Genomic DNA, 13749 nt, shown 5'->3' on the forward strand with positions numbered 1-13749 from the left:
CCGGTGATGAAAAAGAGGGAAGTTGGCGGGGAACCGGACCTGACGACCCGGCAATGTCTCCCATTGTGAAGCGCCGCCCGAGCGCTCAACGCGCGAAAAGGCGGCGGATTCCGGTCAGACTCGCGGACAGTCAGGCGTACAGATCGACCAGGCCACGCGGTGCGGAGCGGCGCTCCGACCGGCCGCCGGCGGCGATTGCGCCGTCATCGTCCGAGCCTTGCCCGCGCCCGCCCCGGCGGCCATTGCCGTTCGAGGCGCCGTCAGCGGATCCATCACCACGATTCTGGCCGCCGCTGGACTGCGACTGGGCGAACACCCCACCACCGCTCAGGGTCAAGCCCTGGGCCTGGAGGGCGGCTGCCAGGTCCGGCAGGCTCCGTTCCAGCACTTCGCGAGTCGCGGCGTGCTGGGCATGGAAGTTCACCTGCGCCTGCTGGCCGTCGAGCTGGATGTTGATCGACACCGGCCCCATGTCGGTCGGGTTGAGCTGTAGCTGTGCCTCGTGCACGCCGTCCTGGATGAGCAGGCTGACGCTGGCAGACAGTTCCGGCGCGAATTCGGGGCTGTCCAACGGCTGGCTGAGCGGGACGCTGGGGGCCTGGGCCGCCGACGTCGCATCGGCCCCGGAGGTGCCGGACGCGGCGCCGGTCTGCTGCGCCGCGGCCAGCAGCGCTTCGAAGCTCGGCTGCGGCCCCTTGGCGGCGCCATCGCCCATCGAGATCTCGTGCGCGCCGCCGGAGGCGGCTTGCAACGCCTCGGTCCGGGTGGTCTTGTCGGTGCCATCGGCCGCGCCGGCGGTGCCTGCGGCCGCCTGGCCCAGTTCACGCTGGAGCTGCTGGCGCTCGCGCAACGCGTCGCCGGTGGTGGGCTGCTTGCCATGCGCATGCGCGCCGCCGGGCAGGGCGGCCGTGCCCGCCTCGTCACCTTCTGTCGCGGCGGTCCCGGCGCGCGGAGTGGCCCTGGCTTCGGCGGGCGCTTCGCCGCGCAGCATCGCCAGGATCTGCTCAGCCGTCGAGGCGGCGCTGTCCTTCGCAGCCTTGGCGTCCTGCTTGTCCTGGTCGTCGCCATCCTTCGCATCGATGCGTTCGGCGTCCTTGCCGCCGGCGGCATCGGCCCGGGCGGTGTCCTGGGGGGCGGTCGCCTCGGCCGCGTCGGCGACGTCCGCCGCCTCGGCGGTATTCGCCGGATCAGCCTTCGTGGCACGGGACGCGGTCTTGGCATCCTCGGCCTTGTTCGCGCTGCTGCGGGCGGCGGCATTGCGCGCGGCCAGCTTGCTCTCGTCCCTGGCGGCGGTGTTCTCGGGCGTTCGAGCGGGCGCAGAGGCGGGCTTGGGCGGCTGAGCCGACTCCTGGCGCTGTGCCTGCTGCTGGGCTTCCAACTGCCGGGCCTGCTGCTGCGTTTGTGCCTGTTGGCTCGCCAACTGCTGCGACTGCAGCTGGGCCATGGTCGTCTTGGCCGATTGCGCCGACTGATTCTGCAGCTGCTGATTGCTCTGGTTGAGCAGGCGGGAGAAGTCCGCCGACGCGCCGTCCTTGCGGCCGGTATACGCGGGGTTGTTCGCGCCAAGGCCGCCAAGGGCGCCCGGCATCGGAGTCGTGTTCTGGATCTGCGTCATGGCGAGGGAGGTTCCGGGAGGACCGGGTCGCGATCAGGCGACCAGTCGGGACATCGGATTGCCGCCGCGCGAAGCCGCACGGGCGGCCTGCTCGTCGGTGGCGCGCTGTTCCTGGCGCATCTGGCTGCGCAGCGTTTCGGCGCGACGGCGCTCGATCAGCTTGCGCACCGACGCGACCCGCAGTTCGCGCTCCCGGAGCAGGTCGCGGGCGGCGGACAGGCGCTGGTCGGCGTAGTCGGCGATGCCGCCTTGCTGGCCGATGGCCTGGTCCAGCCGCTGGCCGAAGTTCTGATAGCAGCCCAGCAGTTGCACGGTCGTCCGTTGGGCAAATTCCTGCGACCAGCGGGTGCGGTAGTCCGTGCGGTACTGCGCTAGCTGGTCATGCTGGTTGCGCGCCGCGTTCGCACGCGACTGCGCGTCCTGCAGATGACGCAGCGCTTCATCGCGCTCGGCCTCCGCGCGTTCGAGGAGAACGTTCAGGGCCTGCAGATTGGAACTACTCATATCGATGACCTCGCTCTACGGATGTCGGCAGCTATCCCGCAAAGTTAAGTGTGGCGGTCAACTGATTGAGGCAATCGTTCAAAGAAGCGGGGGAATGCATGTCTTGTTGAAGCAATCGGTCCATGTCGCCGTGCAGGCGGACCGCCATGTCCAACTCGGGATCATGGCCGGGCTGATAGGCGCCCAGCTGGATCAGGTCGCGCGCCTTGTTGTACTTCGCGAGCAATTGCCGGAAACGGCGCGCCAGTTCGACATGGCGCTTGTCGGCCACGCTGGTCATGACGCGCGAAATGGACCGTTCCACGTCGATCGCAGGGTAGTGCCCACTCTCCGCCAACTCGCGGCTGAGCACGATGTGGCCGTCCAGGATGCCTCGGGCGGCGTCGGCGATCGGGTCCTGCTGGTCGTCGCCTTCGGACAGCACGGTGTAGAAGGCGGTGATCGAGCCTTCGCCGGCCAAACCGTTGCCGCTGCGCTCCACCAGTTGCGGCAGCTTCGCGAAGCAGGAAGGCGGATAGCCCTTGGTCGCCGGCGGTTCGCCGATGGCGAGGGCGATCTCGCGCTGCGCCATGGCGTAGCGGGTGAGCGAGTCCATCAGCAGCAGCACGTGCTGGCCGCGGTCGCGGAAGTGCTCGGCGATCGCGGTGGCATAGGTCGCGCCCTGCATCCGCAGCAGCGGCGGTGCGTCGGCTGGGGCGGCGACGACGACGCTGCGGCGCAGGCCTTCCTCGCCGAGGATGTCCTCGATGAATTCCTTCACTTCCCGGCCGCGCTCGCCGATCAGGCCGACGACGATGACGTCCGCCTGCGTGTAGCGGGCCATCATGCCCAGCAGCACCGATTTGCCGACGCCGGTGCCGGCGAACAGGCCCAGGCGCTGCCCCCGGCCGACGGTCAGCAGCGAGTTGATGGCGCGCACGCCCGTGTCCAGCGGACGGCGGACCGGGTCGCGGTCCATCGCGTTGATCGGGCGGCGGACCATGGGTTCATCGCGGATGTCGGCCAGCGGGCCGCGGCGATCGATCGGTTGGCCCTGCGGATCGACGACGCGACCCAGCAGGCCGTCGCCCATCGGCAGATGCAGGCCGCGATCCTCGTCGCGCCGCCAGGGATGGCGTTCCTCGCCGAGCACGGGGCCGTGCAGGGCCGCCGGTCGCGGCAGCACCATCGCGCCGCTGGACAGGCCCTGGATCTCGTCGGTCGGCATCAGGTAGGCGCGGTCGCCGGAGAACCCGACCACCTCCGCCGTGACCGGACGCTGCCCGCGACGCGGCGAGGCGGCGGTCGAGGGCATGTGGATCTCGCAGACCGACCCGACCGGCACCTTCACGCCGGTGGCTTCCAGCACCAGGCCGGCGACGCGCACCAGCTTGCCCTGCGGCTCAATCGGCGGCGCATTGCCGGCGAAGGCCTGCAGGTCGTCGAAATACTGGCGCCAGCGGTCGGTGCGTGCGCTCATGACTCGCGGTCCTCGGGCGCGCCCTGGTTCGCTCCATGGGGCAGGCCGCCGTACTGGCTCGGCGTGGGCTCGAGGCGGAAGTCCAGCCGCGCATCACGTTGTTCATCGGCGGCGCTGCGGCGGTTCTCCCAGACGGAGGTCTGGCCCAGCGCGCCGACCGCCGATTGCCAGCGCGCCGGCAGCGAGGCGTCGACGCTGCAGATGTCGGCGTCGACCTTGACGCCGCCGCGGGCGATCGTGGGATCGGGGATGACCTGCGCCTCGCGGGCGCGCAGTTCCTGGCCGGCGCCGTCCAGCACCAGCGGGAGGTCGTCGGGGTGCACGCGCACGCGCACGTGGCGGGCGTTGATCAACAGTGCTTCAACGGCGTCATGCGCCACCTTGGAGACGAGCTCCGGCGCCGTTTCCAGTTCATTGCGGACGACCTGGCGAGCCAGTTCGACGGCCGTGCGCGCCAGTGCGTCGGCCATGTCCTGTTCCATCGCGGACAGGTCCTGGTCGAAGCTCGCGACCAGTTGTCCGACCTGGGCGCTGATCTGCTTGGCGAAGCTCTGCTTGAAGGCGTCGAGCGCCGCCATGCCGTCGCGGTAGCCGTCCTGGTAGCCGGTCTGCCGGGCCTGCTGCAGCAGCTCCTCGATGCTGGGGCCGGGCGGCGGGGGCGGGGGGCGGCGGTTCGACCGGGGCGGGCGCGGTGACAGCCGGACGGCGCGGCGCGGCGCCGCCTTCGAGGGCGCCGGGATTCCACGCAGCGAAGCCGGACAGCTCCTCGCGCGGAATGATGCGGCCATAGGTGCTGCCGCGCTGCTGATCGCCGTCGGCGCGAGGCGGTGGCGGAACTTGGCGGGGTGGGCGGGTGACCATCGGTGCGGGTATCCGTCGGCGGTAGGGTCGACCAGCGTATTACAGGAACTGGTCGTCGCCGCCGCCGGCGAGCACGATCTGGCCCTCGTCGACGAGACGCCGGACGACTTTGAGGATTTCCTTCTGCTCGGCCTCGACCTCGGAGAGACGGACCGGACCGCGAGAATCCAGGTCCTCGCGCAGCGTTTCGGCGGCGCGGGTGGACATGTTGCGGAAGATCTTCTCGCGCAGTTCCGGCCCGGCGCCCTTGAGCGCGACGATGAGCGATTCGGACTGCACTTCCTTGAGGATGGCCTGGATGCCGCGGTCGTCGATCTTGTCCACGTCGTCGAACGTGAACATGTTGTCCATGATCTTCTGTGCCAGGTCGGAGTCGGCCTCGCGGATGTAGTCCAGCACCGAAGCCTCGACGCTGGTGCCCATCATGTTGATGATCTCGGCCGCGGTCTTGACGCCGCCCAGGTTGGACTTCTTCATGCGCTCGCCGCCGGCCAGGATCTGTCCCATGACCTCGTTGAGATCCTTCAGCGCCATCGGCTGGATGCCGTCCAGCGTGGCGATGCGGATCAGCACCTCGTTGCGCTGGCGCTCGGTGAAGACGCGCAGTACCGAACTGCTCTGGTCGAAGTCCAGGTGCGACAGGATGGCGGCGACGATCTGCGGATGCTCGTTGCGCAGCAGTTCCGCGACCCGAACCCGGGTCCATCCACTTCAGCGATTCGATCGAGGAGACGTCCGAGCCCTGCAGGATGCGGTCCAGCAGCAGGTTGGCCTTGTCCTCGCCCAGCGCCTTGCGGAGCACCGAACGGACGTACTCGTCGGTGTCGCTGACCAGGGTGCTCTGGGTCTCGGCGACGAGGTCGAACTTGTCCAGCACGCGCTCGACGCGCTCGCGCGGCACGACCTTCATCTTGGCGATGGTCTCGCCGAGCTTCTGCACTTCCTTGGGCGCGAGGTGCTTGAAGACCTCGGAGGCTTCTTCCTCGCCCAGCGACATCAGCAGGATGGCTGCGTCTTCTACGCCTTTGTCGTCCATGGTGGTGTCTCGCTATCGATCCGGGTGGGCGTACTGGTCGGCGGTGCTCAGCGGCGGCCGCCGGCGGGGGCGGCTGTTTCCAGCTCCTCGCCGTTGACCCAGGCGCGCATGATGTTGGCCACGGCGATCGGGTTCTCCTTGGCCAGCAGGCGGGCGCGCTCCAGCTTGTCGTTCGAGATCGGCGCCTCCAGGGCCGGCAGGCCGCCGGGACCGCGCGGACCGCCGAGCGCCAGCTGTTCGTCCTCCACCACGCTGAGCGCGTTGTTGCTGGCAGTGTCGTCCTTCTGTTCGACGGGCGGCGGGAAAGCCGCCTTGAGAGCAGGGCGAACCAGCCCGAACACGGCGATCAGCGCGACCAGCACCAGGGCGGCGGGCACGGCAAAGTCGCGGGCGACGTCGCGCAGCCACGGTTGCTGCCACAGCGGCACGTCGGCGTTCTCGATCTTGTCGGAGACGAACGGGGCGCTGAGCACCTTGACCGAGTCGCCGCGATCCTGCGAGAAGCCCAGCGCTTCCTTGACGAGGGAGTCCAGCTTCTGGATCTCGTTCTCGGACAGCGGCTGGCTGGAGGTCTTGCCGTTCTTGTCGGTGACGGTCTTCTGGTTCACGACGACGGCGGCGTTCAGGCGACGGATCTGGCCGATCGCGTTGCGGGTGACGCGCACGGTGCGGTCGAGTTCGAACTGCGTGTCGTTGTTGCGGCGCAGGTTCTGCGTGCCGCCGGACTGCCCGGCCGGCTGCAGTTGCTGGGCCTGGCCGTTGATCGGCGCGGCGGCCTGCGGCGGAACCTGGTTGGTGGTCGCGCCGGGCACGCCGGTGGGCACGCCGGCGGTGCCGCCGGATTGCTCTTCGGAGGTCAGGCGGCGCACGCTGCTCTGCGTGTTCGGGCCCTGGTTGGGCTTGTATTCCTCGGCGGTCGACTCGACCTGGCTGAAGTCGACGTCGGCGGTGACCGTCGAGCGCAGGTTGTCGCGGCCAACCATCGGCTCGAGCAACTCGGCGATCCGCTTGTTCAAGTTGGCTTCGATCTGCTGCTTGTACTGGAGCTGCTGGCTGTCCAGGCCGATGGCGTTGCCGTCCGGGTTCTGGGAGAGCAGGGCGCCCGTGCTGTCAAGCACGCTGACGGCTTTGGGGTTCAGTTCCGGCACCGACGAGGACACCAGGTGGACGATGCCGGCGATCTGGGCGCGGTCCAGCGTGCGGCCGCCGCGCAGCGTCAGCATGACGGAGGCGCTGGGCTTCTGCTGCTCGCGGAAGAAGCCGTTCTGCTGCGGCATGGCCAGATGGACGCGCGCGTCGGCGACGTCGGCCATGGCGGTGATGGTGCGGGTGAGCTCGCCTTCGAGCGCGCGCTGGAAGTTCAGGCGCTCGTTGAAGGCGGTCTGGCCGATGGACTGCTTGTCCATCAGTTCGAAACCGACGACGCCGCCCTTGGGCAGGCCGGCCGAGGCCAGCTTCATGCGCAGGTCGTAGACCTGGCTGGCGGGGACCATGATGACGCCGCCCGGGTCATTGCGGTAGGGCACGTTCAACTGCGCGAGTTGAGCGATGACGGCGCCGCCATCCTTGTCGGACAGTCCGGAGAACAGCGGCCGGTAGTCGGGCTTGGCCGTCATCATCGACATCGCCACGATGACCGCCAGCAGCGCGGCCACGCCGCCGCCGAGCATCATCTTGCTCTTCGTGGGCATTGCCGCCAGGCGGGCGGGCAGGCCGGCCGGCTTGGCGGTCTGCTGCACCTCGGGGAGTCCGGCGGCGGGGCTGCTCAGGGCGTTGTCCATGGGGCGGTGGTGTACGGCTGGTGTCGAACGGAGTACCCAGGCGGACGCCTCGGCACAGGTCTGGATTATTTCGATCGGAGCCCTCAAGAATGGTGGAACAGGCCGAAGAAGGCCCCCCAGTTCGGAGCTATGGACGGCGCGTGGATCCGTACGATGCGTTCCGTGGACCTGAAACTCAAACCCTTCGACTTCGCCAACGCGGTGGCGCGCGCCGGCCTGACCCCCCAGGGTCAGCCGGTCGCCAAGGCCGCGTCGGGCGGCACGAGCTTCGCGGATGCGATGAGCTCGGCGTTGAAGTCCGTCAGCACGCAGCAGAACGAGGCGTCGCGGTTGCAGCGGGAGGTTCAGCTGGACAATCCGACCGTCAGCCTCGAAGAGACCATGGTCGCCATGCAGAAGGCGCAGATCGGTTTCCAGGCGACGCTGCAGGTCCGCAACCGGCTGGTGTCGGCCTACTCGGAAATCATGAACATGCAGGTCTGAACGGCTTCGCTGCCTGCAGCAGCGCCGCGCGAACGAAAAAGCCGCCTCTGGGGCGGCTTTTTGCATTCCTGGATCGAACGATCAGAGGCTGCGACGCATCAAACGTTCGCGCTTCTGCGCCTGGTCAATGAAGATCTGAAGCGCGCGGGCCGCGTTAGGCGACAAGGAGACGAAGGCGCAGCCCGCCTGGCGCGGCGCGCCCTGTTCGGCGTCCGACATGTGCTGGATCCGCAGGAGCGTGGAAAAGCTGACTTCGCGCTCAAGTTCCAGGGTCCCGCCGATTTCCTCGCCCGCCTGAGGGACGGGGACGACGTTGGCCGGCCACTGCAGTGCGACGCCGCCGGCGCTCACGTTCATGACGCGGATGCGGGGAAGGGCCGGGTCGGCCAGCTTCAGCGCCGGATACAGCTGCCCGGCGGACGCGACCCGATAGGCCTGGCGCCGCTGGAAGCGGTAGAGCCGCAGCGGCACCGGCGAGCGCAGCACCTCGGCGCCGTCGCCGCGGATGGCCACCAGCCCCGAGACGTCGAACTGCAATTTGATCTTGTCCAGGAAGGCCGTCGCCACCAACTCGTCGCTGGCCAGCACCGGCGCGAGCGTGCCGCCGACCTGCGGCGCTTCCATCGTCAGCATCCCGTGCGGCGTGTCCAGCGCCCGCAGCACCGTGTGGATCGCCTCGCCGTCCGGCGTCGACAGCTGGATGCGCGCCTGCGACTGCAGCAGCTCGCGCAGCCAGTTCATGATCTCGCCGGGCGCGTCCATCCGGAAATCGGTGTCCGCAGCGTCGGGGGGGCTCGGGGATAGCTTCAGGTCGCTCAAGGCCAGCATCCGGCAGGATTCGGTGGAAAAATTCTCTCGCATCCCCAAGGAAACGCCGCGCCGACCCCATGCGTTCAAGGGGCCGGTCGCGGCGCCGTCGTGAGTCCGGAACCCGCTTGCGTGACCGATGTCTCGGATCGCGGAGGCGCTCGGACGAGGAACCGATCAGCGTGCCGATCAGTGGACCGTCTTGGACTTGCCCTTCATCAGCTGGTCCAGATCTTCCAGCCACGGCTCGGCCAGGTGGCGGATCTCGGCGTCGTTGACCAGGATGCGCTGCATGATGCGCGTCTTGAGCTGCGCTTCGTCCGGGCCCAGGTTCTGGCTGGAAGCCGCATGCTTGAGCTGCGAGATCAGCAGCACGCAGGCGCCTTCGAGCTTCACCACTTCGTCCCAGTTGCCCGAACGGGCGGCGCTCAGCATGTCGGCGCTGGCTTGTTCGATGGCTTCGTAGTAGCTCAACAGTTGGGTGCTCATGAGGCGGTCCGGGGTCGGGGCGGCTTGGGCGGCGGAGGTCTGGGGCTTGGCGGTGTACTTGGACATGGAACTTCTCAAGTCGTCAGGCGGAAGGGGGTGTCCCGGGGCTCAGGCCGCGGCACGTTGGTCGGCGGCGGTCGGGGCGATGCTGGCCCAGGCCTCCTTGATCGGTTGCAGCAGCTTCACGCATTCCTCGATCGCGACATCGTCGCTGCGCAGGTTCGCATAGGTCAGCCGCGTGCAGATGTAGGCATACAGGTCGCGCAGGTCCAGGGCCAGTTCGCCCGATTCCAGATTCAGGGCCGCCTTCAGGCCTTCGTCCAGGATGCGGACCGCACGGCTCAGGCTGCGGTTCTTCACTTCGACATTGCCGGAGCGGATCGCGCCGATGGCTTGCGTCATCGAATCGAACGCGCCGTCCAGCAGGAGGCTCACCAGCCGATGCGGCGAGGCCGTCATCACGTCCGTTTCGACGCCGACGCGGTTGTACATGCTGCTGGCGCGCTGACCGTGGGAGGCGAAGGGGGAGGAGTTGCCGTACATGATTGTTGCTGCGGTGTGCTGAAGTGCTTGAATCAGTTTTCGGCCCCCGCTGGCCCAACTTGAGCCTCCCCCGTGTCGAATTTGTCTCGAAATTCTGCTCGTGTGAAGAAAAAGGAAAGCCTCCGTGAGGAGGCTTGTCGGCGCCCTTTTCGAAGCGCCGGAGAAGGGCGGTGGCGACGGTCCTGTTCCGACCGCGACCGCGACCGCGGTCGTCGCGTCAACTGCTGCTGCTGATCATGCTGGTGATCTTGTTGACGTAGCTCTGCAAGTCGTTGAGCTTGGCCATCTGCGTGTCCAGCGCCGTGTACTGCGCGCGCAGGCGCTTCTCGTAGGCGTCGGCACGGTCGTCGAGTTCGTCCACGCGCTTGCCGTTGGCCGTCACTCGAGACTGCAAGCCGGTGGTCCGGGTCGTGATCGAGCCGTCGAAGCCGGTCACCTGGTCGGCGAAGGCGCGCCAGCGCGTGGCCATGCCGTTGTTGTTCGGGTCGCTGCTGTCCACACCCATGAACAGGTTCTTCAGATCGCCCATGCTGCCCAGCGCGCTGGTCAGCTTGGTGTCGGTGACCTTCATCGTGCCGTCCGCGCCGATGTCCACGCCGATGTCCGATAGCCGGCCGAACTGGCCGCCCAGGGTGCTGCCCGAGGCGGTGATGTTGCGCAGCTGGCTCTGCAGGCCGACCGCCGTGCTGTCGCCCTGAAGCGTGCCAGCGGTCTTGTTGGCATCGTCGTACTTGGTGTCGTTGCGCATCAGCGTCATGAGGCTGTTGTACGACGTGACGAAGTCATTGATCGCCTTCTTGACGCTGTCCTTGTCCTGGCCGACGGTGATCGTGGACTGCGCGGGAATGATCGTCGCGCCCGTGGGATCCGACGGATCCTTCGTGCCGCCCTTGAGCAGGTTGATCGTCAGGCCGTCCACGGCGCCTTCGATGTTGTTGGAGGCGGAACTGATCGCCAGGCCGTTGACCGTGAGGTTGGCATTCTTGGCCGCGGTGTTCTGCGTCATCGACGTGACCGAGGCCGTCAGGTCATACGCCAGCGCCGACAGGCCATTGGCGTCCGAGCCGTTGCCGTCGTCGTCGGCGGTGGTGATGCGAAAGCCGTTCGCCTCGCCGGTGTCCTTGGATCGGATCACCAGACGCTGACCGTTGGCGTCGGTCACGACCGAGGCGAGCACGCCCGCACCCGAGCCGTTGATCTTGTCGCGGATGCTGGACAACGTGTCGGTGGCCGAGATGGAGACGCTCACCGGCGACGCGCCGTTCTTGCCGGTGAAGGTCGAGTTGTCCGAACTCCATTGACCCAGTTCAATCGTCATCGACCCCGACCCGACCGTCGCGTTGGTCGCGAAGGCCTTGCTCGACAACGACTGCGGCGAGGCGAGGTTGGTCACGCTCAGCGCGTAGGAGCCTGCGCCCGAACCGGCGCCGGCAATGACGGTCGCCATGCTCGTGTCGGAAGAGGTGGCGGTGAGCGCGGCCCAGGTGCTGGGATTGGCCAGCTTGGCGGCTGCGTCGCGCATCGCGCTGAAGGCACTCTTGATCTTTCCGTATTCGGAGATCTGCGTCTTGATCGTGTCGGTGCGCGTCTGCAGGTCGGTGATGGGCTGCTTTTCGAGCGAGACCAGCTTCGTGACGATGCTCTCGACGTCCAGGCCGCTGCCGAGACCTGCCGAAGTAATGGATGCCATCGTTGCGATCTCCTGTGACCCTGGCCACTGTTGCCGGATTTCCTCGTCGGAAACCCCATGCGCGACAGGGCCTCGCGTGAACCGCGTGAGGCCCTGTCCTGCATATCGGCGCCCCTCGCACCGACTTTAGGACGGCGACCCGGGGATTGATTGCGTTTTTCTTATCAGCCCTTGAGCAGCGACAGCACTTGCTGCGGCAACTGGTTCGCTTGCGCGACCATCGCGTTGCCCGCCTGCTGCAGGATCTGCGCGCGGCTCAGGTTGGACGTTTCCACCGCGAAGTCCGCGTCCATGATCCGGCTGCGGGCGGCGGTCTGGTTCTCATAGGCCACCTGCAGGTTGGAGATCACCGCGTCGAAGCGGTTCTGCGTCGCGCCGAGCGTCGCGCGCTGGCTGTTGACGGTGTCCAGCGCGGTGTCGATGTTGGCCACGACGGCGGCGATCGCCGCTGCATCCGCCGTGCGGTCGATGACGGCCCGGCCCGTGCCGTTGGCGTCCTGGCCGGCGACGTTGGTGATCGTCGCATCTTCCGACATGTTCGGCGTGGTGACCGTGATCTCGTCGTTGGACGTCGTGTTCGGGCCGACCTGGAAGGTCTGCGGCGTCGACGCGTCCTGCCCGAGGATGTACTTGCCGTTGAAGGTCGTCCCCGCGGTGACGCGCTGGATTTCCTTGGCGAGCTCGCCGAACTCCTTGTCCAGCGAATCCTTGTCGCTGTCCGCGTTGGTCGCGTTGCGGGCCTGGATCGCCAGTTCGCGCATCCGCTGCAGCGAATCGGCCACCTTGCCCAGCGCGCCTTCCGCGGTCTGCGACAACGAGATGCCGTCGTTGGCGTTGCGCATCGCCACCGTCATGCCGCGAGCTTGCGCGTTCATGCGTTCGGCGATCGCCAGGCCGGCGGCGTCGTCCTTCGCGGAGTTCACCCGCAGGCCCGACGACAGGCGCTGCATCGAGGTCGCCAGCGACGACTGCGATGAGTTCAGATTGCGTTGCGCGTTCAGCGAGGCAATGTTGGTGTTGATGGTCTGTGGCATTGATGCACTCCTGCGGAGATCCTGTCCTGGCTGCGATCCCGGTTAGGTGGGTCGGTTCCCGACCTCACCCGCGGATCCTCGCTGCGCCATCGCAGTCATTGTTTGGATCTGCCGGTTGGACCGGTGGTCGAGCGTTACTACGTGCTCGATGGTTCCCATTGTGCGAAACGTGCTTCAACGCCGATTGGCCGATTAGCGGGCGGAAAACCGGCCATTAACCAACCAATAAAAGAAGGCCCCGCATCGGTCCCGGAGGGGCGATGCGGAGCCTTCGGAGGCCCGGCCACGAAGGCCGGTGCTTGAGGAGTCAACCGATAGAAGGGGATCAGCTGCGCAGCAGCGACAGCACCTGTTGCGGGAGCTGGTTGGCCTGCGCCACCATCGTGTTGCCGGCCTGCTGCAGGATCTGCGCGCGGCTCAGATTGGCCGTTTCCGCGGCGAAGTCGGCATCCATGATGCGGCTGCGGGCGGCGGTCTGGTTCTCCACCGAGACCTGCAGGTTGGAGATGATCGCGTCGAAACGGTTCTGCGAGGCGCCCAGGATCGCGCGCTGGCCGCTGACCGTGGTGATGGCAGCGTCGATGTTGTCGATCACGGTCTTCAGCGCGTCGGGCGTCGAGGCGTTGTCGATCACGCCGCCGGTGACTGCGGTGATCGTCGCATCGTTGGTCATGTTGTTGGTGATCACGTCGACCGAGTCGTTGGCGCTGGTGTTGGCGCCGATCTGGAAGGTCTGCGTGCCGGCGTCGTTGCCCAGGATGGACTTGCCGTTGAAGGTCGTGCCGCCGATGACGCGGCCGATTTCCTGACCCAGCTGGGCGTATTCCTTGCCGATCGAATCCAGGTCGGTCGTCGTGTTGGTCGCGTTGCGGGCCTGCACCGCCAGTTCACGCATGCGCTGCAGCGAGTCGCCCACTTTGGACAGCGCGCCTTCAGCGGTCTGCGCCAGAGAGATGCCGTCGTTGGCGTTGCGCACCGCGACGTTCATGCCACGGACCTGGGCGTTCATGCGCTCGGCGATCGCCAGGCCGGCGGCGTCATCCTTGGCGGAGTTGACACGCAGCCCCGAGGACAGGCGCTGCATCGACACCGACAGCGACGACTGCGAGGACGACAGGTTGCGCTGGGCGTTGAGCGATTGCAGGTTGGTGTTGATGATCTGAGCCATGATTCATTCCTTCAAGTTTCAAAGACCTTCTGGCGGTCTCGGCGGACGGTTGATTAATCGTCCGACTGAGCCGGACCACGTGGCCCTTGCTGTTGAATTGCGGACCCGTTGATGCAGTTATCGGGACGCGCAGGAATGGACTTGAGGCCTTCTTGAAAAGAAAGCTTGCAACGCCCCGTGGCGGGCGTGAAGAAGTGGCGGGAGCCACTGTGGGCGGGCTCTTGCGGCACGCCGGTGTCAAACGCCTTCCCGGCCGATTTCTGGGCCGGCGCGGGAGGC

At 67.3% G+C, this 13749-nt stretch carries 12 protein-coding genes and 1 pseudogene; 1 reads left to right on the forward strand and 12 read right to left on the reverse strand.

Annotated elements, in window-relative coordinates; all coding sequences use genetic code 11:
- Positions 1–130 precede the first annotated feature (130 nt).
- The 6 genes and pseudogenes from ACFJIX_RS14820 to fliF all read right to left on the reverse strand — a co-directional run bounded on the left by ACFJIX_RS14820 (position 131) and on the right by fliF (position 7256).
- Complete coding sequence (locus tag ACFJIX_RS14820; protein WP_377161299.1) at positions 131–1615, reverse strand: flagellar hook-length control protein FliK; 1485 nt, start codon at positions 1613–1615, stop codon at positions 131–133.
- Positions 1616–1648: 33 nt separating this feature from the next.
- On the reverse strand, positions 1649–2119 hold the full coding sequence (gene fliJ, locus ACFJIX_RS14825; RefSeq protein ID WP_377161301.1) for a flagellar export protein FliJ: 471 nt from the start codon (positions 2117–2119) through the stop codon (positions 1649–1651).
- A gap of 31 nt (positions 2120–2150) precedes the next feature.
- The gene (gene fliI, locus ACFJIX_RS14830; RefSeq protein ID WP_377161303.1) at positions 2151–3578 is read right to left on the reverse strand and encodes a flagellar protein export ATPase FliI; all 1428 of its coding nucleotides are present in this window, start codon (positions 3576–3578) and stop codon (positions 2151–2153) included.
- Positions 3575–4366 carry a FliH/SctL family protein gene (locus ACFJIX_RS14835; RefSeq protein ID WP_377161305.1) on the reverse strand — a complete coding sequence of 264 codons (792 nt, stop codon included), beginning with the start codon at positions 4364–4366 and terminating at the stop codon, positions 3575–3577. The genes fliI and ACFJIX_RS14835 overlap by 4 nt, the downstream gene beginning before the upstream one ends.
- 112 nt (positions 4367–4478) lie before the next feature.
- A pseudogene (gene fliG, locus ACFJIX_RS14840) lies at positions 4479–5475 on the reverse strand (flagellar motor switch protein FliG).
- 47 nt (positions 5476–5522) lie between these two features.
- Positions 5523–7256 carry a flagellar basal-body MS-ring/collar protein FliF gene (fliF, locus tag ACFJIX_RS14845; RefSeq protein WP_377161307.1) on the reverse strand — a complete coding sequence of 578 codons (1734 nt, stop codon included), beginning with the start codon at positions 7254–7256 and terminating at the stop codon, positions 5523–5525.
- Positions 7257–7418: 162 nt separating this feature from the next.
- On the opposite strand from fliF, the gene fliE reads away from it, so the two are divergent.
- Positions 7419–7739 (forward strand): flagellar hook-basal body complex protein FliE, encoded by a 321-nt coding sequence (gene fliE / locus ACFJIX_RS14850; RefSeq protein WP_377161309.1) that lies wholly within the window; start codon positions 7419–7421, stop codon positions 7737–7739.
- A gap of 81 nt (positions 7740–7820) precedes the next feature.
- Here fliE and ACFJIX_RS14855 read toward each other — a convergent pair whose 3' ends face one another.
- The 6 genes from ACFJIX_RS14855 to ACFJIX_RS14880 all read right to left on the reverse strand — a co-directional run bounded on the left by ACFJIX_RS14855 (position 7821) and on the right by ACFJIX_RS14880 (position 13470).
- Positions 7821–8558, reverse strand: a complete 738-nt coding sequence (locus tag ACFJIX_RS14855) for a flagellar brake protein (protein WP_377161311.1) — start codon at positions 8556–8558, stop codon at positions 7821–7823.
- 177 nt (positions 8559–8735) lie between these two features.
- Positions 8736–9035: a flagellar protein FliT gene (locus ACFJIX_RS14860; protein WP_067282807.1), complete on the reverse strand. Its 300-nt coding sequence runs from the start codon at positions 9033–9035 to the stop codon at positions 8736–8738.
- 108 nt (positions 9036–9143) lie between these two features.
- Positions 9144–9578 carry a flagellar export chaperone FliS gene (fliS, locus tag ACFJIX_RS14865; protein ID WP_377161313.1) on the reverse strand — a complete coding sequence of 145 codons (435 nt, stop codon included), beginning with the start codon at positions 9576–9578 and terminating at the stop codon, positions 9144–9146.
- A 217-nt stretch (positions 9579–9795) separates the two neighbouring features.
- Positions 9796–11268, reverse strand: coding sequence for a flagellar filament capping protein FliD (gene fliD / locus ACFJIX_RS14870; protein WP_377161315.1), 1473 nt, complete (start codon positions 11266–11268; stop codon positions 9796–9798).
- A gap of 164 nt (positions 11269–11432) precedes the next feature.
- Positions 11433–12302, reverse strand: coding sequence for a flagellin (locus ACFJIX_RS14875; RefSeq protein ID WP_377161317.1), 870 nt, complete (start codon positions 12300–12302; stop codon positions 11433–11435).
- 325 nt (positions 12303–12627) lie between these two features.
- Positions 12628–13470: a flagellin gene (locus ACFJIX_RS14880; RefSeq protein ID WP_377161319.1), complete on the reverse strand. Its 843-nt coding sequence runs from the start codon at positions 13468–13470 to the stop codon at positions 12628–12630.
- Positions 13471–13749 lie beyond the last annotated feature (279 nt).

The sequence above is a fragment of the Roseateles sp. UC29_93 genome (genome assembly GCF_042695725.1).
Lineage (GTDB): Bacteria > Pseudomonadota > Gammaproteobacteria > Burkholderiales > Burkholderiaceae_C > Roseateles > Roseateles noduli_A.